Origin of the sequence: Pseudomonas sp. AM8 (assembly GCF_036346475.1) — a bacterium.
GTDB classification, from domain to species: domain Bacteria; phylum Pseudomonadota; class Gammaproteobacteria; order Pseudomonadales; family Pseudomonadaceae; genus Aquipseudomonas; species Aquipseudomonas marginalis.
In genome coordinates this window covers 306,858-333,178 of sequence record NZ_JAOTNX010000001.1, presented here as the reverse complement: position 1 = coordinate 333,178, position 26,321 = coordinate 306,858, and the positions used below count along the sequence as shown (strand labels likewise).

Genomic DNA, 26,321 nt, shown 5'->3' with positions numbered 1-26,321 from the left:
TTCTCAGGCCTCGATGCCGAGCATATCCCGCGCCAACGCCTCGGCAATCCGAATCCCGTCGACACCGGCCGACAGAATCCCACCCGCATACCCAGCGCCTTCACCGGCCGGGAACAGACCTTTCACGTTCAGGCTCTGCATCGATTCGTCACGGGTAATCCGCAGCGGCGACGAGGTGCGCGTCTCGATACCGGTCAACACGGCATCGTGCAGCGAGTAGCCCTTGATCTGCTTCTCGAACGCCGGCAGTGCTTCGCGGATCGCTTCGATGGCGAAGTCCGGCAGGGCCAGGGCCAGGTCACCCAGGGCCACCCCTGGCTTGTAGGACGGTTCCACACTGCCGATCGCCGTGGACGGCTTGCCAGCGATAAAGTCGCCGACCAACTGTGCCGGAGCCTCGTAGTTGCTGCCGCCGAGGATGTAGGCGTGGGACTCCAGGCGCTCCTGCAACTCGATACCCGCCAGCGGGCCGCCTGGGTAATCCACTTCCGGCGTGATGCCGACGACGATGCCGGAGTTGGCATTGCGCTCGTTACGCGAGTACTGGCTCATGCCGTTGGTCACCACACGGTTCGGCTCGGAGGTCGCTGCCACCACGGTGCCACCCGGGCACATGCAGAAGCTGTAGACCGAACGGCCGTTCTTGGCGTGGTGCACCAGCTTGTAGTCGGCGGCGCCCAGCTTCGGGTGCCCGGCATATTTGCCCAGGCGCGCGGCGTCGATCAGCGATTGCGGGTGTTCGATCCGGAACCCCACCGAGAACGGTTTGGCTTCCATGTAGACGCCACGGCCGTGGAGCATGCGGAAGGTGTCGCGGGCGCTGTGGCCGAGGGCCAGGATCACATGCCTGGAGAGGATCTGCTCACCACCGTCGATGACCACGCCATTCAACTGGCCGTCTTCGATCAGTACGTCGGTCACCCGTTGCTCGAAACGCACTTCACCGCCCAGGGCGATGATCTGCTCGCGCATGTTTTCCACCACGCCGGTCAGGCGGAAGGTACCGATGTGGGGTTTGCTGACGTAGAGGATTTCTTCCGGCGCGCCGGCCTTGACGAACTCGTGCAGGACTTTGCGGCCGTGGAATTTCGGGTCCTTGATCTGACTGTAGAGCTTGCCGTCGGAGAAGGTCCCGGCGCCGCCTTCACCGAACTGCACGTTGGACTCGGGGTTGAGCACGCTTTTGCGCCACAGGCCCCAGGTGTCCTTGGTGCGCTGGCGTACTTCCTTACCGCGTTCGAGGATGATCGGCTTGAAGCCCATCTGCGCCAGCAACAGTCCGGCGAAGATACCGCACGGGCCAAAACCGACGACCACAGGCCGTTCGACCAAGCCTTCCGGGGCCTGGCCCACGACCTTGTAGCTGACGTCCGGCGCGGGGTTGACGTTGCGGTCATCGGCGAACTTGAGCAGCAGGGCGGCCTCACCCTTCACATTGAGGTCGATGGTGTAGATGAAGCACAGCTCCGACGACTTCTTGCGCGCGTCGTAGCTGCGTTTGAACAGGGTGAAATCGAGCAGGTCATCACTGGCGATGCCCAGGCGCTGCACAATGGCAGGCCGCAGGTCTTCTTCGGGATGGTCGATGGGCAGCTTGAGTTCGGTGATTCGTAACATGACGGGATCCGGTAGGCGGCGGACAAAGAGGCCGGCTGTTTTGCAAACCGGCGATTATAAGCCCCAATGGCGGTTTTCCGTCAGGTTAAAACAGCGCAGGGCCGAATCAGTCGTCCCGGGAACCACCAAACGCGGCGCAACCGCGCTGTACCTGGCCGTTGACGCGCAACTCCGCCGTCATGTGTTGCAGGCTGCCGCTGACACTGTCGATGCAGCGCTGGGGCGCGACCCACAGTTCGATGTGCTGGTTGTTGGCTTCGGTCATCAGGTTGAAGCGGCCGTCGCCGATCTGCTCTTCGACATAAGGCACCGCCAGTGGCGGCTGGCCTTCACGCTCGAGCACCATGCCCTTGGCGGTGACGTTCATGGCCCAGGCTGGCTTGTGGCCGTTGGCCCGCAGGGTCATGCGCTTGAAGTCCGGGTCGGTGCAGGCAGAGGTCGAGCGCTCTACGCGATAGAGTTGTTGCAGGTCGACGCTGCCCTGGGTGCCGCTGGCGACGCCCGAGAACTTGCCACGCAAATCGGCAAACAATGCCCCTTGCTGGCCGGCCAGGGACGCCGCTTCCTGCAGGATGCTGGTGCCACTGGTGTCGTTGACGACATAGTTGCGTTTATCGTCGCACGGCTGGAACAGCAGCTTGCTACCTACCGCCGTGAGTTCGCCCTGCATGCGGGTCAACCCGGCGGTAGACGGCTTGGTCGGCTCGTTTTCGAACATCTGGCAAGCGGCGAACACAGGAAGCAAGGCAAACAGGGCGAGGGTACGGGCGGCACGCATGATCGGGTCTCCAGACAAGTGCCGCCACGTTACGCAGGCTGGCGTTGCATCACAACCCCGCAGCCCTGCTTCAGGCAATTCTTACAATGGTTACATTCAGCCAACAATAAATGTCTGGCCGGTCTGTAAGCCTTCCACGCTTTTTGCATAGGCCAATGCCACATCGGCCCCCGGAACCGGTTTATAGCCACGGAAGTACGGTGCGTAGCTGCCCATGGCCTCCACCAGCACGGTCGGGCTCACGGAGTTGATGCGTAGCCCCCGTGGCAATTCGATTGCCGCGGCTTTGATGAACGCGTCGAGTGCGCCATTGACCAGCGCAGCCGAAGCGCCAGTACGGATCGGGTCACGGTTGAGAATGCCACTGGTGAAGGTGAACGACGCGCCGTCGTTGGCATACTCGCGGCCGATCAACAGTAGGTTGACCTGGCCCATCAGCTTGTCACGCAGGCCCAGTTCAAAGTCGCTTTCGCCCATATCCCCCAGCGCCACGAAATTCACGTTGCCTGCAGTGCAGACAAGTGCATCGAATTTGCCGGTCTGCTCGAACAGGTTGCGGATCGAGGTGCTGTCGCTGATATCCACCTGGAAGTCGCCGCTGCTGCGGCCAATGCTGATCACTTCGTGACGCTGGGCCAGTTCGGCCTTGACTGCCGAGCCGACGGTGCCACTGGCGCCAATCAATAGGATTTTCATGGTGCTGTTCCTCTGGGTTTCTCAGGAGCTGTAGGAGCGGGCTTGCCGCGAAAAACGCAAAAGCGCCGCTGTGTACCAGGCTGAGCGCGTTATCGTTGACGATTTTCGTGAGCAAGCTCGCTCCTACAGTAGGGGGGTAGGCATCAAGTCTAGAGTGGCTTTTTAAGCGGATAAACGTGCTAATAGGCAACCTTTGGTTTTCAAATGGAAACAGTCCATGAGCGAGATGGATGACCTGGCGGCCTTCGCCGTACTGATTGAAGCCGGCAGTTTTACCGTGGCGGCCGAGCAACTGGGTTGCAGCAAGGGCCAGCTGTCCAAGCGCATCAGCCATTTGGAAGCACAGTTCAGCGTGGTCTTGCTGCACCGCACCACACGCAGGCTCAGCCTGACCGCCGCCGGTGCGGCGCTGTTGCCCCAGGCGCAAGCGCTGGTGGTGCAGGTGGATCGCGCCCGTCAGGCATTGGCGCGTCTCAAGGACGATTTGGCCGGGCCGGTGCGCATGACAGTTCCGGTTTCATTAGGGGAAACCTTCTTCGATGGTTTGTTGCTGGAGTTTTCCAAGCAGTATCCCCTGGTGCAGATCGAGCTGGAGCTCAACAACAGCTACCGAGACCTGGCGCGAGACGGCTTTGACCTGGGGGTGCGTTCGGGGGCGATTGAAAACGAGCGTCTGGTGGCCAGGCCGCTGCTGGCCTGGCACGAGATGACCTGTGCCAGTCCCGCTTACCTGGAGCAACATGGCGAGCCACTGACCCCTGGGGATCTTGCGGCGCACCCCTGTTTACTCAACAGCCACTACAGCGGTCGCGAGGAATGGCTGTATCACCAGCAGCACGAGTTGTTGCGGGTGAGGGTGAGCGGCACCTTTGCCTCCAACCATTACAACTTGCTGAAGAAGGCTGCCCTGGTCGGTGCCGGTATCGCCCGCTTGCCGTCCTACGTGCTGCCGACGGAATTGGCTGACGGCCGATTGCGTTGGCTCCTGCGTGATTACCAGACGCGGAGTATGCCGATGTACCTGGTCCATCCTTATCAAGGCGGCCTGCCGAGACGGACCCAGGTACTGGCCGACTACCTGGTGGACTGGTTCAAGCGCAGCGGCGAGGCACTGGATCGGCTTTAACGGTAGCGGCGCGCAATCAGGTGGTCGATGGACAGGCTGCCCGGGCCTTTGGCGACCAACAGCAACAGCAGCGCCATCCAGGTGCCGTGGGTGGGGTAGGCGTCCGGGTACACGAACAACTGAATGACCAGGGTCATGCCGATCAAGGCCAGGGCTGAGAAGCGCGTGGCCAGGCCCACCAGGATCAGCACCGGGAAAAAGTGCTCGGCAAACGCCGCCATGTGCGCGGCGACTTCCGGCGACAGCAACGGCACGTGGTATTCACTGCGAAACAGCGGCAATGTCGAGGCGGCGAGTTTGGGGGTACCGAATTTGAACGTGCCGTTGATCAGGTCAATGGCAAGGCCTTCGACCTTGGTTTGCCCGGACTTCCAGAACACTGCCGCAATGGAGAAGCGCGCAATAAACGCGATCAGGCTGTAAGGGATTTTCTCGAAAAGCGCGATGGCCTGCTTGATCAGACACGAAGCGGAAGTGTTCATGGTGATACCTGTTGTTCTGGGAGCAGATGAGTGAGTGCTTCGTGGTTGATCAGCAGCGTGAGGCATTGGTGCAGGTCGAACTCGGCGCTGGCCTCGAGGGCATTGGCGACGGCCATTTCCAGTGCCGAGCCTTGTTTCAGGCTATTGATAAAGGCGACCGAGCCGCCGTCGATGGCGAAGACCTTGACGCTCAACCCTTGGCGCAACACCAGCGCGCCTTGGGCATGCCAGGGATCGAGAGTGACCAGGGCGCCCTCGGTCTGGTGGGCCGCCCATACCGCAACCACTGCGTAGGCGGAGTTCAATGTGCCAACGCACGGGTGCAGTTGCAGATGCAGCGCCCCCGGCTTCGTGTGGGCTTGCAGTTGCTGCAGAACGGCTTGCGGATCCACCACGGCTGTATCAGCTGCGTGATAAGCGCGAACCCGCAAGCGTTCCAACCGGGCGACATCGGCCAGGTAGGGCACGCTGGCGGCCGGTTCAAAACCTTGGATAAAGTCGGCGAATGTGCCGCCGTACTCGCTGATCAGCGGGCTGGCGGGCGGGGATGCCTGGACGAAAATGCCGGCCATGGCGCGGAAAAATTCATCGCCGACCAATTGCGCCGTTACGGGAAAAGCCGTTGCCAGCACATTGATCAACGAACTGTGAACATTGTTGCGATACACCGCAAAACGACTGGCCGGGTCGGCCCCGTTGCTGCTGAACAGGCCGTCGGGGCAAGGTTGGCCGGGCGCTAGCAAGGCGCTGGAAAAGGCGTCGTGAAGGCTCATGGGTGGACCTGCGATAAGTACCGTTCAGCCTGCTGGGCTTCTGCGCATAGCACGCTGAAGGCCGGTACTTGGTTGTCGCGCTCGATCAGGGTTGCGACCGGGCCCGTCAGCGCGAGCACGTGTTCGTACAGCAGCCACACCGCGTTATCGATGGGGGCGCCGTGGTCATCGATCAGCAGGCGATCGCCCAGGCTGTCGGTGTCTTCGGCGAAGCCGGCCAGATGAATCTCACCCACGGCGCGCAATGGTAGGGCGTGGATGTAGGCCAGAGGGTCGCGCTGGTGGTTGATGCACGACACGTAGACGTTGTTCACGTCCAGCAGCAGGCCGCAGCCGGTGCGGCGGATGATCTCGCTGATGAAGTCGGTCTCGTCCAGGGTCGAGCGCTGGAACTGCAGGTAGGTCGATGGGGTCTCCAGCAGCATCGGCCGCTTGAGGGTGCTCTGTACCTGGTCGACGTGCTCGCACACTCGACTCAAGGTGGTGGCGTCATAAGCCAGAGGCAGCAGGTCGTTGAGGAACACCGGGCCGTGGCTGGACCAGGCCAGGTGTTCCGAAAATGAGTGGGGTTGGTAGCGTTCGATCAGTGCGGCCAAGCGTCCCAGGTGCTCACGGTTGAGCGGGCCTTCGCCACCGATGGACAGGCCCACGCCGTGCAACGACAGGGGGTAACGTTCGCGAATCAACCCCAGGTAGTGATGAAACGGGCCGCCGGCCACCATGTAGTTTTCGGCGTGCACTTCAAAAAAACCGATGTCGGGCGAAGTATCGAGCACTTCATTGAAGTGCTCGTGCTTCAGCCCCAGCCCGGTCCGATAGGGGAGCCCGGGCATCTGAATCGGTGAGACTGCGGGTAGGAGTGAAAGCGTCATCATCCGTACTCAGGCCAGGCAGGGGTCAGGACTTGGCGGTGAAGGCGGCTTCCTGGCCGAAGCCGGTCGGCGAGGTGGAACTTGGGGTTTGGGTGCAGGTGCCGGCCGGGACCAGTTTCCAGGCGTTGGCCTGATCCTTGGTCTTCGAGGTGCCGGCGCAGGACGTGCCGGCACCGGCGGCGCAATCGTTCTTGCCGGCTTCAGCGACGCCGAAGCATTTCTGCATGTCGTCGGCAGCGTGGGCGGTGGTGGTCAGGGCGGACAGGCTCAAGGCCGAGCTCAGGGCGAGGACGAGGCTAGCGGCGGACAGTTTGGTGGTCATGGTGGATCTCCAGCAGTAGGTTGAAGAGCAGGCTTGAATGCCTGCTTGCACCACTAGAGGCGGGAGGGGGATGTTCGTTACAAGGTCAGACGAAATAATTTCAAACAATGCAAAAAAATGTGGGAGGGAACTTGCTCCCTCCCACATGAGATCCGGCTTATCCAGCAACGGTCTCTTAGCCGCCCAGGTACGCCTCACGCACCTTCGGATCGGTCAGCAACTGCTCGCCAGTGCCCTGCATCACCACCCGGCCGTTTTCCAGCACGTAGGCACGGTCGGCGATTTTCAGCGCCTGGTTGGCGTTTTGCTCCACCAGGAACACCGTTACACCGTCCTTGCGCAGTTGTTCGATGATGTCGAAGATCTGCTGGATGATGATGGGTGCCAGGCCCAGGGAGGGTTCGTCCAACAGCAACAGCTTGGGCTTGCTCATCAGCGCCCGGCCGATGGCGAGCATTTGCTGCTCGCCGCCGGACATGGTGCCGCCGCGCTGGCTGAAGCGCTCCTTGAGGCGAGGGAACAGGTGCAGCACCTTGTCCATTTGCTCCTGGTAGTCGCCCTTGTCGGTGAAGAACCCGCCCATGGCCAGGTTTTCTTCCACGGTCAGGCGCGAGAATATCCGCCGGCCTTCCGGCACCACTGCAATGCTCTTGCGCATGATGTGCGACGACTGCTGGCCCACCAGCTCTTCACCCATGTAGCGGATGCTGCCGCTGTGGGCCTGCGGCGAGCCGCACAAGGTCATCAGCAAGGTCGACTTGCCGGCGCCGTTGGCGCCGATCAGCGTGACGATCTCACCCTGGCGCACTTCCACGTTGACGCTGTGCAGGGCCTGGATCTTGCCGTAGAAAGTGGAAACGTTTTCGAATTGCAGCATTTTACGCTTCCCCCAGATAGGCTTTGATCACTTCAGGATTGTCACGGATCTGCTCCGGCGTCCCGTCCGCCAGCGGCGTGCCCTGGTTGATCACCACGATATGGTCGGAAATGCTCATGACCAGTTTCATGTCGTGTTCGATCAACAGCACCGTGGCGTTGTTTTCCTCACGCAACACGCCGATCAGCGCCTTGAGGTCTTCGGTTTCCTTGGGGTTCAGGCCGGCGGCCGGTTCGTCGAGCATCAGGATCCGCGGGCGGGTCATCATGCAGCGGGCGATTTCCAGGCGACGTTGCTGACCATAGGCCAGGGTGCCGGCAGGGCGGTTGGCGAACTCGGTGAGGTTGACCTTGTCCAGCCAGTACGCAGCGTACTCCATGGCCTCGCGCTCGCTCTTGCGGAACGCCGGGGTCTTGAACAGGCCCGCAAAGAAGTTGGTGTTCAGGTGACGATGCTGGGCGATCAGCAGGTTCTCGACCGCCGTCATGTCCTTGAACAGCCGTACGTTCTGGAAGGTGCGCACCACGCCCTTGCGGGCGATCTCGTGACCGGCCAGGCCCTGGATCGGCTGGCCGTCCAGCAGGATGCTGCCGCCACTCGGCTTGTAGAAACCGGTGAGGCAGTTGAACACCGTGGTCTTGCCGGCGCCGTTGGGGCCGATCAGCGCAACCACCTGTTTCTCTTTCACGGTCAGGGCGACGCCGTTGACCGCCAGCAAGCCGCCGAAGCGCATGCTCAAGTTTTCGACTTTCAGGATCTCGCGGCTCATTTGCGCAGCTCCATGTGTGGACGTTGCATGGGCAGCAGGCCTTGAGGTCGCCAGATCATCATCAGCACCATCATGGCGCCGAACATCAACATGCGGTATTCGCTGAACTCACGCATCATTTCCGGCAGCAGGATCATCACGATCGCCGCCAGGATCACGCCCAGCTGCGAGCCCATGCCACCCAACACCACGATGGCGAGGATGATCGCCGACTCGATGAAGGTGAACGACTCCGGGGTCACCAGGCCTTGGCGAGCGGCGAAGAAGCTGCCGGCAAAACCGGCGAACGCGGCACCCAGGGTAAAGGCGGAGAGCTTGATGATGGTCGGGTTCAGGCCCAGGGCACGGCACGCGATTTCATCTTCGCGCAACGCTTCCCAGGCACGGCCGATCGGCATGCGCAGCAAGCGGTTGATCACGAACAGTGCCGCCAGCGCCAGCAACAGCGCCACCAGGTACAGGAACACCACTTTGCTCACCGGGTTGTAGTCGATCCCGAAGTACTCGTGGAACGTCTGCATGCCTTCGGCAGCGGTGCGGTCGAACGACAGCCCGAAGAACGTCGGCTTGGGGATGCTGCTGATGCCGTTGGGGCCACCGGTGATGTCGGTCAGGTTACGCAGGAACAGACGGATGATTTCCCCGAAGCCCAGGGTCACGATGGCCAGGTAGTCACCACGCAGGCGCAATACCGGGAAGCCCAGCAGGAAGCCGAACGTGGCCGCCGCCATGCCGGCCAGCGGCAGGCAGATCCAGAAGCTCCAGCCCAGGTAGTGCGACAGCAGCGCGTAGGTGTAGGCACCCACGGCGTAGAAGCCCACATAACCCAGGTCGAGCAGGCCGGCCAGGCCCACCACGATGTTCAGGCCCAGGCCCAGCAACACGTAGATCAGGATCAGGGTGGCAATGTCGACCGCACCGCGCGAGCCGAAGAATGGCCAGATCAACGCGGCCACGATCAGGCCGATGATGATGTAGCGCTGGGTGCGTGGCAGGGTCAGGAATTGGCTGACCTTGGGCGAGACCAGCGGGCCACGGTTGCGCTTGAACAGGGCGCCGACCTGCTGGGTGAACAGCACGCGCAGGAACATCAGCACCGAACACAGGGCGATGATGGTCAGCGTCACGGGGCCGGTGCCATGCACTTCCAGGTTGATGCCGACAATGCTCAGCTTGAGACCGAGTACCGGGAAGGCCACCGCCCACACCAGCAAGGCGCTGAAAAACGCCGATTTAAGATATCTGCTCATACTTTCTCAACCTCCGGACGGCCCAGGATGCCGGTCGGACGGAACAACAGCACCAGGACCAACAGGCCGAACGCGACGACGTCCTTGTATTGGTCGCCGAAAATATCGGCACCAAACGCCTCGGCCACCCCCAGCACCAGGCCGCCGAGCATTGCGCCCGGAATACTGCCGATGCCGCCCAATACCGCTGCGGTAAAGGCCTTGAGGCCTACCAGGAACCCGGCGTTGGGGTTGATCACGCCGTACTGCATGCTCAGCAGTACGGCCGCGACGGCTGCCAGTGCGGCACCGATCACGAAGGTCAGGGCGATGATGTTGTTGGTATTGATGCCCAACAGGTTGGCCATCTTGATGTCTTCGGCGCAGGCCCGGCAGGCGCGCCCCAGACGGGAGCGGGAGATGAACAGGGTCAGGCCCAGCATGGCCACCAGGGTGACGACGAAGACCAGGATCTGCATGTAGGAAATCAGCACTTCTTCCGCACCGCCCGGACCGAAGGAGAAGCTCCCCGGGATCAGGTTGGGGATGGATTTATCCTTGGAATCCTGGGACAGCAATACGGTGTTCTGCAGGAAAATCGACATGCCGATGGCGGAAATCAGCGGGATCAAACGGTTGCTGCCACGCAAGGGACGGTAGGCAACGCGCTCGATACTGTAGCCATAGGCACTGGTTACGACGATCGACGCCAGGAACGCGGCGGTCATCAACAGCGGCAGGGAGTGGATACCCATCATGGCCAGCCCGGCGAGGGCAATGAAAGCCACGTAGGAACCAATCATGTATACCTCGCCATGGGCGAAGTTGATCATTCCAATGATGCCGTAAACCATTGTGTAGCCAATGGCTATCAAGGCATAGGTGCTGCCAATGGTCAGCCCATTAACCAGCTGTTGGAAAAAATGATAGATCTCAGGCATTACAGCGCTCCTAAAAACCCGATACGCATTTCACTGGTGGAGTCATGTTCCGGCCCCGTGCTGTGTTCTGTGAGCACATTTGCACAAAGCGTTTGCCAGCGAACCGCTGGTGACGGTTTTAAGATTTTCAGGTGAGCCAGCGCCCGGATCGCGGGTGACAGGCCCATAAACCTCGTAAAACAAAGCCCACTGCTCTCACAGTGGGCTTGTTGGACCAGTAACGCCTGGCTTACTGAGGGGAAACTTCGGTTTTTGGTTTGCCGAAGTGCCATTCGTAGACCACGAACTTGAAGTCCTTCAGGTCGCCCTTGGCGTCGAAGCTCAGCTCGCCGGTAGGGGTCTTGAAGGTGCCCGCGTGGATGGCTTCGGCCACTTTTGCGGTGTCTTCGCTCTTGGCGGCCTTGATGCCGCCGGCGATGACTTCAATGGCCGAGTAGGCCGGGAACACGAACGGACCGGTTGGGTCCTGCTTGTTCTTGGCGAACTCTTCAACGATGGCCTTGTTGGCCGGGTCGGTATCGAAGGATTTAGGCAAGGTCACCAGCAGGCCTTCGGAAGCGCCCTGGGCGATTTGCGAAATGGAGTCGTTGCCGACACCTTCCGGACCCATGAACTTGGCGTTCAGGCCTTTTTCCTTGGCTTGGCGCAGGATCAGGCCCAGCTCCGGGTGGTAGCCGCCGTAGTAGACGAAGTCGACGTTGGCTTGCTTGAGCTTCTGGATGATCGAGGAGAAGTCTTTGTCGCCGGCGTTCAGGCCTTCGAAGACGGCAACCTTGGTGCCTTTCTTCTCTAGGGTCTGTTTGACGGCGGTGGCGATGCCTTCGCCGTATTGCTGCTTGTCATGCAGGACGGCAACGATTTTCGGCTTCACGTGGTCAGCGATGTAGTTGCCGGCTGCCGGGCCCTGGGCGCTGTCCAGGCCGATGGTGCGGAAGATCAGCTTGTAGCCACGGGCGGTGATTTCCGGGCTGGTGGCTGCCGGGGTAATCATGATCACGCCTTCGTCTTCATAAATGTCGGACGCTGGCTGAGTGGAGCTGGAGCAGAGGTGACCGACCACGAACTTGACGCCGTCGTTGACCACTTTGTTGGCTACGGCCACGGCTTGTTTAGGATCGCAGGCGTCGTCGTATTCCTTGGCTTCGAGCATCTTGCCGTCGACGCCGCCCTTGGCGTTGATGTCGGCGATGGCCTGCTTGGCACCCATGAATTGCATGTCGCCGTATTGCGTTACAGGACCAGTCTTTGGACCGGCGATGCCGATCTTGATGGTGTCGGCTGCGAACGAATGGCCGGCAACCCCAGCCAGGACCATAGCGGCAAACAGTTTGGAAATCTGCTTAGTAGCCTTATTCATAGTGCTCCACTCTTACTGTTGTATTTTTTATAGTTCTGGCGGCCTTGTGAGCTGCTGAACCGGATCGGATATCTCGGATATCCCCCCGGCAACCGCCTGGCAACTGTACCGGTACAGTGTAGAGCGCCGGTTGATCGCTTGAAAAGCTGGCTGCCGGGGGCAAACCCCGGGGGTGTCGCTTAAATGAAAGAAAAAGACAGAATTGCGGCGGGGGTAATGCCTGACTCTCGCGCATTCCTTGGCTTTCCTGACCCTTTCAATCGATAACGCATTTGCAACTGGGTTTTTCTGCCTGAAGCGTGACGTTATGATTGCGCCGATTTTTTCTTCAGGTGAACTCCCATGACGCAAGAACCTAGCACCCTCTATGCCAAGCTGCTCGGTGAAACCGCCGAAATCTCCTGGAAAGAGCTTGAACCGTTCTTTGCCAAAGGTGCCCTATTGTGGGTCGACCCAAGCCTGGATTTGATCGAAGCCGCCGAGGGAATGGCCGAGGACAATCGCGACAAAGTCGCTGCCTGGCTGGCCGCGGGCAGCCTTGGCGAAGTGTCTGCACCGCGGGCATTGGACCTGGTGGAGCGCGATCCGAGCTTATGGGCGGTGGTGGTTTCCCCGTGGATTCTGATCCAGGAAAGGGCAGGGTAAGAAAAGCCTGCACGAAAAAGGTGCGTGTTTTTCGCGCGAAGAAGTGTGTAGTGGAGTAACCGCTGTCAGCGTGATGGCATCTTGCCGTGGAGAAAGGTCACAGCCAAGGGTGACGTGCACGTCACGGGAACAGTTTCAGGCCGCGCCGAAAGCCTGGGGAATTGTTTCCGGGTGTGCCAATGAGGTGGAATCTGGTCGTCACTGAAAGCGCCATCGCGGGCCTGCCCGCGATGGCATCCCCTCAAGTCAGCCGGTCTTGCCGGTATGGTTGTTCAACGAGATAACCTTGGTCTTGCCGATCCTGTGACGATAAATCTCGCGCAGGTACTTGATCGCCTTCTTCACACAATCCCGTGACAGGCGAATGTCATTGATCGACACGAACTTCTCTTTGTCGTTGATCAACTCGCGGTACTTCTTCTCATACATCGGCTTGATCGCGTACCAGTTGGTATCGAGGATCTTCGCCGGGTTTTCAAACTCGTTGAGCAGCTCGTCGATGCGGTCTTCGTCGAAGTCCTCGTGGATGATGAAATCCAGGATCGAGTTATCCAGGGTGTCGTCGAAGCGGTACGGGTTACGCGCAAAGCAACGCTTGATGAAAGCCACGATCAGCGTCAGGAAGTCATCCGACAGGCACGGGCTCTTGGCGATCAGGGTGGTCAGCGACAGGTTGGCCGACGCGCCGATCACCAGGGCATAGCGCTTGAGGGTGGTGTTGGGGAACAGGCTGTTGAGGTGCGTCTTGAGCCGGTTCAGGTCCATGTAGGACAGCTTGTAGTCCTTGGGCAGCGAGACGATCGACACCACCGACGAGCAGTTCTTGAAGAAGTGCAGGTCATGCAGCGCCGCCGCATCGTAGCCGGAGTTCTTGTATTGCTCCAGGGACGCCTTGTAGCGCTTGGACTCGATCGGCAACAGGCTGATGCCTTCGATGGCCTGGGTGACCTTGTTGAAATGCGGCAGGTCGATGGAGCGGAAGAACAGGTCGTCGATGTTCAGGCGCTGGGGCTCTTTCTCGAAGACTTTGAACTTGTCATTGGACGGCGCCGGGGTTTCCGGTACGACGGATTCGGCGTAGGCAATCGCCACCGGCCCGGCCAGGCTCATGAACAGATCATTTGCGTCCAGGCGGATGGTTTCGCCGATGTCGATGCCGGCGCGACGGAAGTAGTTCTGGTCGTAGTCGGTGGTCACGGCCTGGGCGGTGAGGATGTTGAAGATCTGCTGGGAAATGTACTGGTTGGCGTGTTTTTCCATGGCATTGACGTCAATGTTCTGGATATTGCCGTCATCGCTCTCTTCGGCGTAACGCATGATGTCGTTGGAGATCAGCATCATCGCGTTCCACGGCCGGATACGCCCCTTTACGCTGGCTTCGCTGCTGTCTTCATTGTCGAAGTTGTACGAGAAGTCCCATTCTTCCGACAGGTACTTGCACAGCAGTCGCCCGGCGTTGATGTGCAGCGCCTCGGACATTTCGCTGCGGTGGTCGGAGATGTTCGGCAGCACGCAAATACCGCTGGTGAAGATCGGCTCGAACACGAAGGCGTGACCGCTCTTGCTGTCGTGCTCGTCGGCGGGCTTGGTGTCGAACGTCTTGTTCATGTACGAATGCTGCTGCGCCAGGCCGAATTCCGAGGCCATGCCCGAACCGGTACCGCCGCCGGCGCTGAAGATCGAGAAGTACAGGCGCGACTGGTTGGCCTTGATGCCGCAGGAGTCGATCAGGTACGAGTGGATCATCTTCCAGTCGGGGCTGGAAAAGCGCTGGGTGTCTTTGTTGAGGATGATCTTGGCCAGGTACTGGCCGAGGATCGGCGCGTTACCGGCGCCACCGGCATGGACTTCGGAAAGGTCCATGATTTTCATCTTGCTGTAGTCGCGCAGGAAGCCGCTTTTTTCGCCCTTGCGCGAGAAACGGATACGCCCGGCGATGTCCTTGTCCAGGTCGCCGAGCATCACCAGCGGTTCCACCAGGAACACCGGCTTGCTGGCCTTGCCGCCGCCCAGGCGCAGGTTGTTGCGAATCCACTGGGCCGGGCTGTAACCCTTATCCAAGGATTTGTCTTCGGTGCTGAATTCGTTGAGGTAGAACTTGCGCGCGTTGTACACCAGCTCCGCCACGTCCAGCGCGATGTTCGAACCGCAGCGGCCCAGGCCGATCAGGCACACCGAGGGGAATTCCTGCTCGCTGTGCTGCTCGCTGTCGCCTTCCAGGTGAGGCGGGCGCGGGAACACCATGTCGCGCAGGCCGTCGAGGTTATCGAGGATGCGGTCGGTATTGGTTTCGGTGAAGTACAGGTATTGCTGGGTAGCCAGCGGGCGGGCGGTGCTCAATGACTTTGAACCTGAGGGCTTGTCCGCAGGAGCTGGGAGCAACACATCGGATACCACGGTGGCTGGGTTATTTTTAGAAGTCATTGTGCGCCATGTGCCTGGGAGGATGGCTGAAAAGTATCAAATGGCCATCACGGAATGGGAGTTCGCGACTTTACAGTGCGTCCTTGTCCGGAACGCTCAGGCTGACCCTGTGTGCTCAGGAAAAACCTGGCCGGACTCTGATGAATCGGCCGTTTGTCGGCGATCTTTAGGTAAATGATGGCGAAATGCCAAAGATTCGACGTCAGCGAATTGGCCTGACGATGGAGGTGGATCCGGAGCGGCCTGGGGAGGACTCTTTCGCCGGGCGAGTGTCCTTGGTGCCCGCCACGCTGAATGGGTAGAGCGGATTGCGTATGTCGATATCTTGCATTGCGCCAATTATTTCACTGGCGGCCACCGCCGGGCTCAACAGGTAGCCCTGGACGAAATCACAGCCGTGTTTGAGCAGCAGTTCGAACTGAGCCTGGGTTTCCACTCCCTCGGTCACTACCTGCAGGTGCAGGGTGTGAGCCATGCCGATAATCGCTTGGACGATCTCGATGTCGGCGGTCGACTTGGGAATGTCCTGGATAAACGAGCGATCGATCTTCAGGGTGTTGAGCGGCAGGCGCTTGAGGTAGGCGAGGGAGGAGTAGCCGGTGCCAAAGTCGTCGATGGCCAGCGACACGCCCAGCGCGCGGATTTGCCGCAGCAGGGCCAGGGTGCTGCTGATATTGCCCATCAAGGCATTTTCGGTCACTTCCAGCTCCAGGCGGTTGGCGCTGATCCCGCTGAAGCGCAGCGCATCTTCGATCTCATCCGCCAGCTCATCGCGGGCCAGGTTCAGGGCCGAGCAATTCACTGTCATGGTCAGTTCGGTATAGCCTCGGTCGGAGAGCAGGCTCAAGTCATGACAGGCCTGGCGCAAGACCCAGTGGTCGAGTTCGGCGATCAGCCCGTTGCTTTCGGCAATTCCGATAAACCGGTCTGGGGTCAGCAGCCCGTGTTGCGGATGCTGCCAGCGCACCAAGGCCTCCAGGCGTGTGACTTTGCCCAGCTTCATGTCAAAGATCGGTTGGTAGAACAGTACCAACTGGTTCTGGGCGCGCAGGGCGCTGCGTAGCTCTTCTTCCAATTGCAGTTCGAGGAAGGCACGGGTCTTCAGGTTGGAGCTGAAGAAGTTCAGGCCATTGCGTCCCATGTCCTTGGACTGGTACAGCGCCAGGTCGGCGTTTTTGAGCAGCTCTTCGCAGGTCAGGCCATCCTCGGGAAACAGGCTGATGCCGATGCTGGTGGTCATCACCATACGACGGCCGGCGAGTTCGACCGGGTCCTTCATCTTCTGCATGATGCGCTGGGCCAGGTGTCGCGCTTCGTCGCGGTGGTGAACGCTGATCAGGATGCAGAACTCATCGCCGCCAAACCGTGCGACCACGTCCGCATGGCTGCGCACGGAGCCTTTGATATGGCTGGCGAGAACACTGAGCAACTGATCCCCTGCGTCATGGCCGAGGCTGTCGTTGATGCGTTTGAAGTGATCAATATCGAGGAAAATAACCGCCATCATGCCGTTTGAAGCCGTTTTTTCGGCGATTTTTTCCGCGAAAATCTGATTGAAGCCGCGCCGATTAAGCAGGCCGGTCAGCGCATCGTAATGAGCCACCTGTTGCAGGGAGGCGCGGGCCTGGTCCAGTTCGCTGAGCAGCGCGTTGACCCGACGCAGGTCGCGCTCCTTGTGCTGCAGCTTCTTATCCGCCAGCGCGGCGCTGATGCTGCTGCCGATCACCAGCAGGGTGATCACGGCGACCGACAGGCCCAGTTGGATGGGGTTGTTATCCAGCGCTAATGAGAGGTCGGCCCCCGTGGGGACGATCAGTTGCATGGCGGCCATGCCGGTAAAGTGCATGCTGATAATGCCTGCGCCCAACATCAGGCTGGCGGCGTATTTGAGCAGTTGATGGAAGACGCCGGCACCGGTGCGCAGGTAGCTCGACAGCAACAATGCGGCCAGGCTGGCGCCAATGGCGATGCCCACCGAGGCGAGGAGCAGCCCCGGTTCGAAATACGCCCGGGCCTGGGAACGCATGGCCGACATGCCGACGTAATGCATCAGGGCGATGCCGATGCCCATCCACAGCGATGCCAGCAGGTATTGGTTAAACCGCAGTCTGGTGTGACCGAGGGTTTGCATGGCGAACAACGAGGCGATCAGGGCGATGACCAGCGAGGCGAACGTCATGAGCAGGTCGTAGTGAATCGCGATTGGGGCCTGGAAGGCCAGCATGCTGATGAAATGAGTGGACCAGATACCACCTGCCAGGCAACCGGCACCCAGCCAACGCCAATGGCGGCGAGCGGTAGGGTCTTCGACATGGCCAACCCGTTCGGCCATGTCCAGGGTGCCGAAACCCGCCGCACAGGCGACCAGATAGGCCAGCAGCACCAGAAAAGGGTTATGACTGCAATTGAGTAATAAGTGCCCGTTTGCCGGGAGGTCGGTAAAAAAGTGCAGACCTAGCCATTCCATAGCATGTCCCGTCATAGCGTCACGTCACAGCCTACGGCGATGACCTATGAGGTCGAGTATAGAAGCCTGGCGGGATTTTCCAGCGATAATGGCACTTTGCTCTGAATGATTTTGGCATGCCGTGCATAGCAATTAGTGCTAAGCACTGATGGGCAATTCCAACTCGAACGGGGCTTGTAACGGCGGCAGGCCGAACGCAGCACGGGCAGCGTCGCAATCGACATTCTGCTCGCCCTGGCTCCATGAAGCTTCGAATTCTCGGCAGGGGCTTGAGCGCTGCTCATAAATCGAGCAGCTCGTACCTTTGCCGACTTCGCCTTCAAGGCTGCAGCAGCGCGCGGGCTTCTGGTCGGTGCCGATCATTGCCACGCGGGTCGGGTTGATCTGCACCACCAGGTCATCAGGCACCGTCCCCCCCGAGGAGGCGCACTCACCCCAGAAGAAAGACACACGAAAGTGTGAACAGCAGGCACCGCAACTCAGACACGGACTGGCTTCGGACATGGGCGTCATCGATAAGAAAAGTAGAGTGGGGTACTACTGGAAGGCTCGCCATTCTAATCGGGTCATGGCCGTTGGGAAGGGGGGCAGGCACTTATATTTTTGTCGGCAAAGTCCCGTGTTGTCGGGTGAAATCATGCCCTATCAGCTTTACGAATCATTACAGACAACCACGGCTCGCCTGACTATGTTGCAGGTACCGGGCGGGATGCATCGGGCATCGCAGCTCTCATAACAATAAAAGAGACGGACCCATGCAGAACTCGACCCAAGCGGCGAATGCCTGGCGCATTCTGTTCCTGCTGTTCCTCGCCAACCTGTTCAACTTCTTCGACCGCACCATTCCGGCGATCATCATAGAACCGATCCGCATGGAATGGCACCTGAGCGACTTCCAGCTCGGCATCATCGGTACCGCCTTCACCATCGTTTATGCCATTGCCGGCCTGCCGCTGGGGCGTCTGGCCGATACCGGCTCGCGCAGCAAACTGATGGGCTGGGGCCTGTTCGCGTGGAGCGGGTTGACAGCGGTCAACGGCCTGGTTGGCAGTTTCTGGACGTTTTTGCTGGTGCGCATGGGCATCGGTATCGGTGAAGCCAGCTATGCGCCGGCTGCCAACTCGCTGATTGGCGACCTGTTCCCGGCGCACCGTCGCGCCCGGGCAATGGGGATTTTCATGCTGGGCCTGCCCTTGGGCCTGTTGCTGGCGTTCTTCACCATCGGCTGGATGGTCAAGGCGTTCGACAGCTGGCGCGCGCCGTTCTTTATCGCCGCCGTGCCGGGGCTGATCCTTGCGGTGTTCATGTTCTATATCAAGGAACCCAAGCGCGGCGCCGCCGAAGCCGTACAAGTCTCCCAGGAGCGTGTTGATCGCCCGATTCGCCGCGTGCTTGCCGTACCGACCTTCCTGTGGCTGGTGCTGGCCGGGTTGTGCTTCAACTTCGCCACCTACGCGTGCAACTCGTTCCTGGTGCCGATGCTGCAACGCTATTTCCTCATGCCATTGCAGGACGCGGCGGTCGCCACCGGCGTCATCGTCGGGTTGACCGGCCTGGTGGGCCTGACCTTGGGGGGCTGGATTGCCGACAAGATCCATCAACGTGTTGCCAATGGCCGACTGCTGTTTGCGGCGTGCAGCCTGATCATCTCCACCGTAACCACCGCCTGGGCCCTACATGCCGGGCGCATCGAGATCGGCGTGTTTGTGGCGCTGTTCAGTGTGGGCTGGTTGTTTGCGTATAACTTCTACACCTGTGTGTACACGGCGATCCAGGACGTGGTCGAGCCGCGCCTGCGGGCCACGGCGATGGCGCTGTTCTTTGCCGGTTTGTACTTGCTGGGCGGGGGCATGGGGCCGATTGTGGTGGGCGGGTTGTCCGACCATTTTGCCCATTCGGCGATGTATGCGGCGGGGGCCGAGCAGATGACCGAGGCTTACAAGGCGGTGGGCTTGCATGACGCCATGTACCTGATTCCGGTGGCGTTGTTCTTGACCATGTTGTTCCTGTTCCAGGCGTCACGCAGTTTTGTGCGTGATGCCAAGCGGATGAAGGAGGGGTTGGTGGCTGTTGAGGTGCCGGCTGGGGCGGCGACGGCTTGAAATTGCGGTGACTCCATCGGGAGCAAGCCCCCTCCCACATTGATCGGTGACCGACATGACAACGCGGTCAACTGTGGGAGGGGGCTTGCCCCCGATGAGGCCCGCAACGCCAACGCTGTTCTCAAGTGAATAAAAAAGGCCCGCATTGCGCGGGCCTCTATTCAACAGGGCAGGGCGGTAATCAACCCGCTACCAACACCCGAATGGCTTCCAGTCGCAGCGCCGCCTTGTCGAGCATGGCCAGGCCTTGCTCGCGTTGGTTGCGCAGGGCGACCAGCTCGCTGTCGCGGACGGTCGGGTTGACCGCTTGCAACGCGGTCAGGCGCGCCAGTTCTTCGTCGGTGTCTGCCGCCAGGCGACGCTTGGCTTCGGCCACACGTTCGGCGTGACGCGGTGTGATCTTCTCTTCACCGGCGTTGATCCGCGGTGTGAGTTGATCGCGCTGGGCCTGCACGAACTTGTTGGCGCTGGCCCGTGGCACGCTTTCCAGCTGGTCGTTCAAGGTTTCGAACGAGACACGGCCAGACAGGTCGTTGCCATTGGCATCCAGCAGGCAGCGCAGCGCCGCCGGCGGCAGGTAGCGGCCCAGTTGCAGTGCGCGCGGCGCGACCACTTCGCTGACGTAGAGCAGTTCCAGCAACACGGTGCCTGGCTTGAGCGCCTTGTTCTTGATCAGCGCCACGGCGGTGTTGCCCATGGAGCCGGACAGCACCAGGTCCATGCCGCCCTGCACCATCGGGTGTTCCCAGGTGATGAACTGCATGTCTTCACGGGACAGCGCCTGGTTACGGTCGTAGGTGATGGTCACACCTTCGTCGTCGCCCAGGGGGAAGCTGGCGTCAAGCATCTTCTCGCTGGGCTTGAGGATCAGCGCGTTTTCCGAATGATCTTCGCTGTCGATGCCAAAGGCGTCGAACAGGGTTTCCATGTAGATCGGCAGGGCGAACTGGTCGTCTTGCTCGAGGATGTCCTCCACCAGCGCATCGCCTTCACCGGCACCGCCGGAGTTGAGTTCCAGCAGGCGGTCGCGGCCGGTGTGCAGTTCCTGCTCCAGGCGCTCGCGCTCGGCACGGGCCTCGTCGATCAGGGCTTGCCACTCGCTGTCGTCGGCGTTTTCCAGCAGCGGCAGCAGGCGCGGGCCGAACTGATGCTGCAAGGCGTTGCCTGTCGGGCAGGTGTTGAGGAACGCGTTCAAGGCTTCGTGGTACCACTGGAACAGGCGCTGTTGCGGGCTGGTTTCCAGGTAGGGCACGTGCAGTTCGATCACATGCTTCTGGCCGATCCGGTCCAGACGGCCGATCCGCTGTTCCAGCAGGTCGGGGTGGGACGGCAGGTCGAACAGCACCAAGTGGTGGGAGAACTGGAAGTTGCGGCCTTCACTGCCGATTTCCGAGCAGATCAGCACCTGGGCGCCGAATTCCTCATCGGCGAAGTAAGCAGCGGCGCGGTCACGCTCGAGGATGTTCATGCCCTCGTGGAATACCGTGGCCGGGATGCCGGAGCGCACGCGCAGGGCGTCTTCCAGGTCCATGGCGGTTTCGGCGTGGGCGCAGATCACCAGGACCTTGGTGCGCTTGAGCATTTTCAACTGGTCGATCAGCCATTCGACGCGCGGGTCGAAGCGCCACCAGCGGTTTTCTTCGTCGATGTCCGGTTGCGACTGGAAGCTGACTTCCGGGTACAGCTCGGCGTGTTCGCCCAGGGGCAACTCGAGGTATTCGTCCGGGTTTGGCAGCGGGTAGGCGTGCAGCTTACGCTCCGGGAAGCCCTGCACGGCGGCACGGGTGTTACGGAACAGCACGCGGCCGGTGCCGTGGCGGTCGAGCAGTTCACGCACCAGGCGCGCACTGGCTTCGGCGTCGCCATCATTGACGGCGGTCAGCAGCGCTTCGCCTTCGTTGCCGAGGAAACCCTGGATAGTCTTGTGCGCGGCAGGCGACAGGCGGCCCTTGTCGAGCAGCTCCTGCACGGCTTCGGCCACCGGGCGATAGTTCTCGCTTTCGGCACGGAAGGCGTGCAGGTCGTGGAAACGGTTCGGGTCCAGCAGGCGCAGGCGCGCGAAGTGGCTGTCCTGGCCCAGCTGTTCCGGAGTGGCGGTGAGCAGCAGCACGCCCGGGATGACCTCGGCCAGTTGTTCGACCAGGCTGTATTCCGGGCTGGCTTTGTCTTCATGCCAGACCAGGTGGTGGGCTTCGTCGACCACCATCAGGTCCCAGCCGGCGGCGAACAGTGCGTCCTGGGCCTTCTCATCGTCCACCAGCCACTCCAGCGCGACCAGGGCCAGCTGGGTGTCTTCGAACGGGTTGGCGGCATCGCTTTCGATAAAGCGTTCTTCATCGAACAGCGCCACTTGCAGGTTGAAGCGGCGGCGCATTTCCACCAGCCACTGGTGCTGCAGGTTTTCCGGTACCAGGATCAGTACGCGGTTGGCGCGGCCCGACAGCAGTTGGCGATGGATCACCAGGCCCGCTTCGATGGTCTTGCCCAGGCCCACTTCGTCCGCCAGCAACACCCGTGGTGCGATACGGTCAGCGACTTCACGGGCGATATGCAATTGGTGGGCAATAGGTTGCGCACGCACGCCACCCAGGCCCCACAGCGAGGATTGCAATTGGCGGCTGGTGTGTTCGAGGGTGTGATAGCGCAGCGAGAACCAGGCCAGCGGGTCGATCTGCCCGGCGAACAGACGGTCGCTGGCCAGGCGGAACTGGATAAAGTTGGAGAGCTGGGTTTCCGGCAGGGTGACCTGCTCGTTCTGCCCATTGAGGCCGTGGTAGACCAGCAGGCCGTCGACGTCGTCGACTTCCTGCACGGTCATTTTCCAGCCTTCGAAATGGGTGATGGAGTCACCCGGCGAGAACCTCACACGGGTGAGGGGCGCATTCCGTAGCGCATACTGGCGGGTGTCGCCAGTGGCCGGATAGAGCACGGTCAACAAGCGGCCGTCCTGTGCCAGAACGGTGCCTAACCCCAGCTCTGCTTCGCTGTCACTAATCCAGCGTTGCCCCGGTTGATACTGCTGCGCCATGCTGCCTGACTCCCGCCGTGAAAAAGCCGACTATGTTAACGGAACAAGGCCCCACGCCCAAGGACTCTGACAAAAACTACTCCGTTTGGGCGGCCGGGTGAGCACGCAATCGACGGGTGGAGGGCACTTGTGAGTGTCGACTGGGTCACAGGTTGGCGAACCTGCGCTCAAGTCGTCGCGCGGCCCGCCGACAGCCTGCTGACAGGAGAACAACTATCATGCTTCCACCTATGCTGCCCGTCAGCGTCGTACCGGTTACGTCGCAACTCGACCCGGTCCGCCAGAAACCCGATATTCCGCCCGTGGTCCCTGTGCAAGCGGGCTCCAACGAAAGCACTATCGACCTGAAAAAGGGCGATGCCGAGCAGTCGACTTTTTTGCTGCGCGAGGAACAACGCCGCCAGCAGGAACAGCAGAAACGCCGGCGCGAAGCCGATGAGGACCCGGATCAGCACTTGGCGATCCCGGGCGACCTGCTCAATGCCGACAACACCGTACCGGTTGTGCCGCTGATCGAAGACGCGCCGCGCCAGGGCTTGTGGGTGGACGTCGAGGTTTAGCCCCGCAGTTCCCGCAGTGCGGTCATCAGCAATTCGATGTCGTGATCGTTGTTGAGCGGGCTGACGGAGATCCGCGCAATGCTGGTCAGGCCCCGGGCCTGCATATCCAACGGGGTGTAGGCCACACCGTTGGCGCCGATGTTGATCCGCTTCAATCCCAATTGCCGTTTGAGTTCGAAGGCGTCCCAGCCGGCGAGGTTGAAGGCGATCAAGCCCGATTGAAGCGTGCCCAGGTCATGCAGGGAAATACCCGGAATCCCGCGCAATGCTTCGCGGATTCGCCTGCTGGTGTGCGTGACCTTTTCCCACACACGCTCGATCCCCAGCTGATTCATCTCCTGCAGTGCATTGCCCAGGCCTGCCAACAGGGCAAAGGACACCTCGCTGGTCTCAAAGCGCCGGGCGTCGTTGCGCAGGTCGAAACCGTCGGCGCTCCAGGGGGCGGAAAACACGTCGCGCTGGGCGGGGTTCAAGTGCGGGAGGAAATCCGGCCGCACATACAGCAGCGCCGTCCCCCGTGGCCCGCGCAGGTGCTTGCGCCCGGCCGCCTTGAGCACATCGCACTGCAACGCCTGCACATCCACCGGCACCTGGCCGACGGCTTGGCCGGCATCGATAAAGTAGGCGATGGCATGACGCCTGGCCACTTCGCCGATGGCCTGGGCGGGGTTGATCAGGCCGCCGTTGGCGGGGAGCCAGGTGAGGTCGATGAGCTTTACGCTTGAATCGAGCATGGCTTCCAACGCCACGGGGCACACCGCGCCGGTGGCATCGCAGGGGATGACGTCCACCCGCGCGCCGGCTTGCACCGCCAACTGCATGCTCGCCAGGTTGCCGCCCCATTCGTGGCGTCCTACCAGAATGCGGTCGCCCGGCTGCCACGGGCCCAAGGCCTGGAACGCCATGCTCCAGGCGGTCGAGCCGCTGCTGGCAAAGGCAATCGATGGGATGGGCGCGTTGAGCAACTGCGCGGCAGCGCGGCGAGCTTTCTCCACCAGCACGGCACCCTGTTCGCCGGCTTCCATCGGGCCGTCGCGGGCTTCGCGTTGCAGTTGGCCGATGATGGCATCGAGGGTCGCCTGGCTCGGCAAGGAGGCGCCGGCAGGGTTGAAGTGCACGGTGCCCGACTGGCAGCCGGGAGTGCCATCGCGCAGGTGTTGGACCTCAAGCGGGCTCACGGCTGCAACTCGAAAATCCCGTCAACCTCCACCGCCACGCCGGCCGGCAGGCTGCAAACACCCACTGCCGTACGCACATGCCGGCCCTTTTCGCCGAGGGCATTCACCAGCAGGTTGGACGCACCATTGGCCACGGCGCCCTGGCGCTGGAAGTCGCTGCTGCTGGCGATAAACACCCCCAGGCGCAGGACGCGCACCAGACGCGACAGGTCATCGCCCAGGGCATCGCTCAATTGCGCGAGCAAGCCCAGTGCAGCCAGTTCCGCGGCCTGGATACCTTCTTCCTCGCTGAGGGATTCACCCAGGCGGCCCACGTAGGCAGGCTTGCCGTCTATCAGTGGGATTTGTCCGGAGATAAACAGCTGGTTCTGGCTGACCACATGGTTGATGTAGTTGGCAATCGGCTGGCTGGGTGATGGCAGCGTCAGGCCGAGGGCTTGCACGCGGTGGCGGAGGGCGTCGCTCATGGTGAATCCTCTGGGGTCAGGAGGTTTCAGCATGTGGGGCAGGGGGGAGTGTCGACAAACGGATAGATCTCATTCGACGTATCGAAATAACTCACGTGTCGCGGCAGATATCCTTCAACCACTCGCTGAAACACCGCGCGGCGTCGCTGGCAGGGCCTTGCGCTGCAATCAACCAGTAGCCTATTTCACTGTGATAGGGCGGACAATCGAAGGCTTCTACCAGGCTGCCATCATCCAGCCTGCGTTGGATCAAGCGATGACGGCCCATGGCAATGCCCTGGCCGGCCACCGCGGCTTCGACCACGATGTTGTAGTCGTGGAGCATGACGCGAGGGTGCTGCTTAAGGTCGACTTGATAATGCCCAGACCAGTCCGTCCACTCAAAAGGCCGGTGCGAAGTGGCCATCAACAGCGCACCGTTGTGCACTTGGCTGGCCTTGAACGCCGGGCTGCACACCGGTGAGATCACTTCCGGCATCAGTCGGGTGGCCTGCACGTCGGGCCAATCGCCTTTGCCGTAGCGAATAGCCAGGTCGACTTCAGCAGCGGCGACGTTGGCCAGTTGAATCGCCGGCAGCAACTCCACCTGAATATGCGGATAGCGGTTGAGAAAACCGGCCAGGCGCGGCGCCAACCACAGGGTGGCGAAAGACGCCAGCAGGCCGACACGTAACACCGTGGCGCTGGGTACCAGCCGTTGGGCGCGGGTTGCGACGGCGATGGCGTCCAGGGCTGGGCGGATTTCAGTGTAATACTGCTGGCCGTCTGCGGTCAGATCAATCGCGCGGGTGCGTCGGATAAACAGCGATTTACCCAGGTGCTGTTCGAGCTTTTGTACCTGATGGCTCAGGGCACTCTGGGTTACCGACAATTCCTGCGCGGCCTTGATAAAGCTCAAGTGCCGGGCCACGGCTTCAAAGGCGCGCAGGGCCAGCAGCGGCGGAAGATCCTTATGCAGTGCCACCTGAATGGGCCTCCTTGAGTGGTTGGAAAGTGCCGATTTTGGGCGTCGGTCGGCCTTTTGTCGCCGGTTGATTTGCCGTCGGGCGCAGGAGTCCGCATTATTGAGCCTTACTCGCCACGACGTAAGCCAAGCCATGAGTGATGACGACAAGCTGATCGACCTGAACGCCGAACGTGCCAAGCGCGTGCATGACCTGAATGACAAGCGCCTGAATGAAGTGCGCCAGGCGTTTGAACAGGCGATGCCTTTAGGCAAAGCCAAGAAAAAATCAAAGAACAAACCCAAAAAGCGTTAAAACGGCCTGCATCTATTGATGCAGGTCAGTTATTACCCTTCTTTACGCCCCGTCGCGGGCGACATTGATCCCCGTCAATTTTTCAATCCGCCTTCTCCATTAACTTAGCCCTATCGCAACAAGGCAAGTGCAGGAGGCCGGTCATGTTTATCGATAATGTGGTATTCGCCGGAGTGCTGACTGTAAGCCTCATGGTGCTGTTTTTTGTAGGGTTTGGATTTTTTATCTGGAAAGACGCGAACAAGCGTAAAAAACCTTAGGTCTTTCCGGGTTACATGAGCACGCAAGGCATTTTGGGCGACTTCGGTCGCCCTTTTTTTTGGGTGTTTAATTCTGGTCCATAAAAAAGGTG

Annotated in this window: 25 protein-coding genes; 6 read left to right on the top strand and 19 right to left on the bottom strand. The window is 60.8% G+C overall.

What is annotated here, in order from left to right:
* Window positions 1–3 precede the first annotated feature (3 nt).
* From V3W40_RS01605 to V3W40_RS01595, 3 genes are all read right to left on the bottom strand, one after another.
* The gene (locus V3W40_RS01605; protein WP_065926424.1) at window positions 4–1,617 is read right to left on the bottom strand and encodes an NAD(P)/FAD-dependent oxidoreductase; all 1,614 of its coding nucleotides are present in this window, start codon (window positions 1,615–1,617) and stop codon (window positions 4–6) included.
* Between the two features lie 106 nt (window positions 1,618–1,723).
* Window positions 1,724–2,395, bottom strand: coding sequence for a COG3650 family protein (locus V3W40_RS01600; RefSeq protein WP_065926423.1), 672 nt, complete (start codon window positions 2,393–2,395; stop codon window positions 1,724–1,726).
* A 96-nt stretch (window positions 2,396–2,491) separates the two neighbouring features.
* Entirely contained in the window at window positions 2,492–3,091 is a 600-nt protein-coding gene (locus V3W40_RS01595; RefSeq protein ID WP_065926422.1) for a short chain dehydrogenase, read from the bottom strand.
* Between the two features lie 217 nt (window positions 3,092–3,308).
* Between V3W40_RS01595 and V3W40_RS01590 the strand changes: the two genes are divergently transcribed.
* A complete protein-coding gene (locus tag V3W40_RS01590; protein ID WP_330214312.1) occupies window positions 3,309–4,217 on the top strand; it encodes a LysR family transcriptional regulator in 909 nt (302 codons plus the stop codon).
* Here the strand turns inward: V3W40_RS01590 and V3W40_RS01585 are convergent.
* The 9 genes from V3W40_RS01585 to V3W40_RS01545 form a co-directional block, all read right to left on the bottom strand.
* Window positions 4,214–4,699, bottom strand: a complete 486-nt coding sequence (locus V3W40_RS01585) for a DoxX family protein (protein WP_330214311.1) — start codon at window positions 4,697–4,699, stop codon at window positions 4,214–4,216. The two genes, V3W40_RS01590 and V3W40_RS01585, sit on opposite strands and share 4 nt — an antisense overlap.
* Window positions 4,696–5,472 carry a DNA-binding domain-containing protein gene (locus V3W40_RS01580; RefSeq protein WP_330214310.1) on the bottom strand — a complete coding sequence of 259 codons (777 nt, stop codon included), beginning with the start codon at window positions 5,470–5,472 and terminating at the stop codon, window positions 4,696–4,698. Before V3W40_RS01580 ends, V3W40_RS01585 begins: the two co-directional genes overlap by 4 nt.
* On the bottom strand, window positions 5,469–6,347 hold the full coding sequence (bufB, locus tag V3W40_RS01575) for an MNIO family bufferin maturase (protein ID WP_065947324.1): 879 nt from the start codon (window positions 6,345–6,347) through the stop codon (window positions 5,469–5,471). The genes V3W40_RS01580 and bufB overlap by 4 nt, the downstream gene beginning before the upstream one ends.
* 22 nt (window positions 6,348–6,369) lie before the next feature.
* Complete coding sequence (locus tag V3W40_RS01570; protein ID WP_027604425.1) at window positions 6,370–6,666, bottom strand: BufA1 family periplasmic bufferin-type metallophore; 297 nt, start codon at window positions 6,664–6,666, stop codon at window positions 6,370–6,372.
* Window positions 6,667–6,841: 175 nt separating this feature from the next.
* The gene (locus V3W40_RS01565) at window positions 6,842–7,543 is read right to left on the bottom strand and encodes an ABC transporter ATP-binding protein (RefSeq protein ID WP_074844291.1); all 702 of its coding nucleotides are present in this window, start codon (window positions 7,541–7,543) and stop codon (window positions 6,842–6,844) included.
* A 1-nt stretch (window position 7,544) separates the two neighbouring features.
* A complete protein-coding gene (livG, locus tag V3W40_RS01560) occupies window positions 7,545–8,312 on the bottom strand; it encodes a high-affinity branched-chain amino acid ABC transporter ATP-binding protein LivG (protein WP_027604424.1) in 768 nt (255 codons plus the stop codon).
* Window positions 8,309–9,562, bottom strand: a complete 1,254-nt coding sequence (locus V3W40_RS01555; protein ID WP_027604423.1) for a high-affinity branched-chain amino acid ABC transporter permease LivM — start codon at window positions 9,560–9,562, stop codon at window positions 8,309–8,311. The genes livG and V3W40_RS01555 overlap by 4 nt, the downstream gene beginning before the upstream one ends.
* Window positions 9,559–10,482 carry a high-affinity branched-chain amino acid ABC transporter permease LivH gene (livH, locus tag V3W40_RS01550; protein ID WP_003172375.1) on the bottom strand — a complete coding sequence of 308 codons (924 nt, stop codon included), beginning with the start codon at window positions 10,480–10,482 and terminating at the stop codon, window positions 9,559–9,561. Before livH ends, V3W40_RS01555 begins: the two co-directional genes overlap by 4 nt.
* Before the next feature lie 229 nt (window positions 10,483–10,711).
* Window positions 10,712–11,839, bottom strand: coding sequence for a branched-chain amino acid ABC transporter substrate-binding protein (locus V3W40_RS01545; RefSeq protein ID WP_027604422.1), 1,128 nt, complete (start codon window positions 11,837–11,839; stop codon window positions 10,712–10,714).
* 342 nt (window positions 11,840–12,181) lie between these two features.
* Here V3W40_RS01545 and V3W40_RS01540 point away from each other — a divergent pair, with 342 nt between their 5' ends.
* A complete protein-coding gene (locus V3W40_RS01540; RefSeq protein WP_065926417.1) occupies window positions 12,182–12,484 on the top strand; it encodes a DUF2288 domain-containing protein in 303 nt (100 codons plus the stop codon).
* Window positions 12,485–12,730: 246 nt separating this feature from the next.
* Here the strand turns inward: V3W40_RS01540 and V3W40_RS01535 are convergent, their stop codons facing one another.
* The 3 genes from V3W40_RS01535 to V3W40_RS01525 all read right to left on the bottom strand — a co-directional run bounded on the left by V3W40_RS01535 (window position 12,731) and on the right by V3W40_RS01525 (window position 17,879).
* Window positions 12,731–14,908 carry a hypothetical protein gene (locus V3W40_RS01535; RefSeq protein ID WP_065926416.1) on the bottom strand — a complete coding sequence of 726 codons (2,178 nt, stop codon included), beginning with the start codon at window positions 14,906–14,908 and terminating at the stop codon, window positions 12,731–12,733.
* A gap of 202 nt (window positions 14,909–15,110) precedes the next feature.
* Complete coding sequence (locus V3W40_RS01530; protein ID WP_065926415.1) at window positions 15,111–17,375, bottom strand: putative bifunctional diguanylate cyclase/phosphodiesterase; 2,265 nt, start codon at window positions 17,373–17,375, stop codon at window positions 15,111–15,113.
* A 138-nt stretch (window positions 17,376–17,513) separates the two neighbouring features.
* Window positions 17,514–17,879 carry a YkgJ family cysteine cluster protein gene (locus V3W40_RS01525; protein ID WP_027604417.1) on the bottom strand — a complete coding sequence of 122 codons (366 nt, stop codon included), beginning with the start codon at window positions 17,877–17,879 and terminating at the stop codon, window positions 17,514–17,516.
* 251 nt (window positions 17,880–18,130) lie between these two features.
* Here V3W40_RS01525 and V3W40_RS01520 point away from each other — a divergent pair, with 251 nt between their 5' ends.
* Window positions 18,131–19,477, top strand: coding sequence for a spinster family MFS transporter (locus V3W40_RS01520; RefSeq protein WP_330214309.1), 1,347 nt, complete (start codon window positions 18,131–18,133; stop codon window positions 19,475–19,477).
* A 181-nt stretch (window positions 19,478–19,658) separates the two neighbouring features.
* On the opposite strand, the gene rapA is transcribed toward V3W40_RS01520, so the two are convergent.
* On the bottom strand, window positions 19,659–22,505 hold the full coding sequence (rapA, locus tag V3W40_RS01515) for an RNA polymerase-associated protein RapA (RefSeq protein WP_065926413.1): 2,847 nt from the start codon (window positions 22,503–22,505) through the stop codon (window positions 19,659–19,661).
* Between the two features lie 218 nt (window positions 22,506–22,723).
* Between rapA and V3W40_RS01510 the strand changes: the two genes are divergently transcribed.
* Window positions 22,724–23,065 (top strand): aspartate-semialdehyde dehydrogenase, encoded by a 342-nt coding sequence (locus V3W40_RS01510; RefSeq protein ID WP_065926412.1) that lies wholly within the window; start codon window positions 22,724–22,726, stop codon window positions 23,063–23,065.
* Here V3W40_RS01510 and V3W40_RS01505 read toward each other — a convergent pair.
* From V3W40_RS01505 to V3W40_RS01495, 3 genes are all read right to left on the bottom strand, one after another.
* Window positions 23,062–24,243 (bottom strand): aminotransferase class V-fold PLP-dependent enzyme, encoded by a 1,182-nt coding sequence (locus V3W40_RS01505; protein WP_137211458.1) that lies wholly within the window; start codon window positions 24,241–24,243, stop codon window positions 23,062–23,064. The genes V3W40_RS01510 and V3W40_RS01505 overlap by 4 nt on opposite strands.
* On the bottom strand, window positions 24,240–24,710 hold the full coding sequence (locus V3W40_RS01500; RefSeq protein WP_330214308.1) for a RidA family protein: 471 nt from the start codon (window positions 24,708–24,710) through the stop codon (window positions 24,240–24,242). The genes V3W40_RS01505 and V3W40_RS01500 overlap by 4 nt, the downstream gene beginning before the upstream one ends.
* A 91-nt stretch (window positions 24,711–24,801) precedes the next feature.
* Complete coding sequence (locus V3W40_RS01495; RefSeq protein WP_330214307.1) at window positions 24,802–25,674, bottom strand: LysR substrate-binding domain-containing protein; 873 nt, start codon at window positions 25,672–25,674, stop codon at window positions 24,802–24,804.
* Between the two features lie 100 nt (window positions 25,675–25,774).
* Between V3W40_RS01495 and V3W40_RS01490 the strand changes: the two genes are divergently transcribed.
* Window positions 25,775–25,969, top strand: coding sequence for a hypothetical protein (locus V3W40_RS01490; protein WP_131697188.1), 195 nt, complete (start codon window positions 25,775–25,777; stop codon window positions 25,967–25,969).
* 143 nt (window positions 25,970–26,112) lie between these two features.
* A complete protein-coding gene (ccoM, locus tag V3W40_RS01485; RefSeq protein ID WP_017530457.1) occupies window positions 26,113–26,229 on the top strand; it encodes a cytochrome c oxidase subunit CcoM in 117 nt (38 codons plus the stop codon).
* Window positions 26,230–26,321 lie beyond the last annotated feature (92 nt).

Coding starts and splice junctions, on each gene's coding strand:
- V3W40_RS01520 (WP_330214309.1), top strand. CDS start 18,131: ATGCAGAACTCGACCCAAGCGGCGAATGCCTGGCGCATTCTGTTCCTG.
- V3W40_RS01595 (WP_065926422.1), bottom strand. CDS start 3,091: ATGAAAATCCTATTGATTGGCGCCAGTGGCACCGTCGGCTCGGCAGTC.
- V3W40_RS01585 (WP_330214311.1), bottom strand. CDS start 4,699: ATGAACACTTCCGCTTCGTGTCTGATCAAGCAGGCCATCGCGCTTTTC.
- V3W40_RS01600 (WP_065926423.1), bottom strand. CDS start 2,395: ATGCGTGCCGCCCGTACCCTCGCCCTGTTTGCCTTGCTTCCTGTGTTC.
- V3W40_RS01500 (WP_330214308.1), bottom strand. CDS start 24,710: ATGAGCGACGCCCTCCGCCACCGCGTGCAAGCCCTCGGCCTGACGCTG.
- V3W40_RS01525 (WP_027604417.1), bottom strand. CDS start 17,879: ATGTCCGAAGCCAGTCCGTGTCTGAGTTGCGGTGCCTGCTGTTCACAC.
- V3W40_RS01535 (WP_065926416.1), bottom strand. CDS start 14,908: ATGACTTCTAAAAATAACCCAGCCACCGTGGTATCCGATGTGTTGCTC.
- V3W40_RS01510 (WP_065926412.1), top strand. CDS start 22,724: ATGCTTCCACCTATGCTGCCCGTCAGCGTCGTACCGGTTACGTCGCAA.
- V3W40_RS01545 (WP_027604422.1), bottom strand. CDS start 11,839: ATGAATAAGGCTACTAAGCAGATTTCCAAACTGTTTGCCGCTATGGTC.
- V3W40_RS01565 (WP_074844291.1), bottom strand. CDS start 7,543: ATGCTGCAATTCGAAAACGTTTCCACTTTCTACGGCAAGATCCAGGCC.
- bufB (WP_065947324.1), bottom strand. CDS start 6,347: ATGATGACGCTTTCACTCCTACCCGCAGTCTCACCGATTCAGATGCCC.
- V3W40_RS01555 (WP_027604423.1), bottom strand. CDS start 9,562: ATGAGCAGATATCTTAAATCGGCGTTTTTCAGCGCCTTGCTGGTGTGG.
- livG (WP_027604424.1), bottom strand. CDS start 8,312: ATGAGCCGCGAGATCCTGAAAGTCGAAAACTTGAGCATGCGCTTCGGC.
- V3W40_RS01530 (WP_065926415.1), bottom strand. CDS start 17,375: ATGGAATGGCTAGGTCTGCACTTTTTTACCGACCTCCCGGCAAACGGG.
- V3W40_RS01570 (WP_027604425.1), bottom strand. CDS start 6,666: ATGACCACCAAACTGTCCGCCGCTAGCCTCGTCCTCGCCCTGAGCTCG.
- V3W40_RS01590 (WP_330214312.1), top strand. CDS start 3,309: ATGAGCGAGATGGATGACCTGGCGGCCTTCGCCGTACTGATTGAAGCC.
- ccoM (WP_017530457.1), top strand. CDS start 26,113: ATGTTTATCGATAATGTGGTATTCGCCGGAGTGCTGACTGTAAGCCTC.
- rapA (WP_065926413.1), bottom strand. CDS start 22,505: ATGGCGCAGCAGTATCAACCGGGGCAACGCTGGATTAGTGACAGCGAA.
- livH (WP_003172375.1), bottom strand. CDS start 10,482: ATGCCTGAGATCTATCATTTTTTCCAACAGCTGGTTAATGGGCTGACC.
- V3W40_RS01580 (WP_330214310.1), bottom strand. CDS start 5,472: ATGAGCCTTCACGACGCCTTTTCCAGCGCCTTGCTAGCGCCCGGCCAA.
- V3W40_RS01605 (WP_065926424.1), bottom strand. CDS start 1,617: ATGTTACGAATCACCGAACTCAAGCTGCCCATCGACCATCCCGAAGAA.
- V3W40_RS01540 (WP_065926417.1), top strand. CDS start 12,182: ATGACGCAAGAACCTAGCACCCTCTATGCCAAGCTGCTCGGTGAAACC.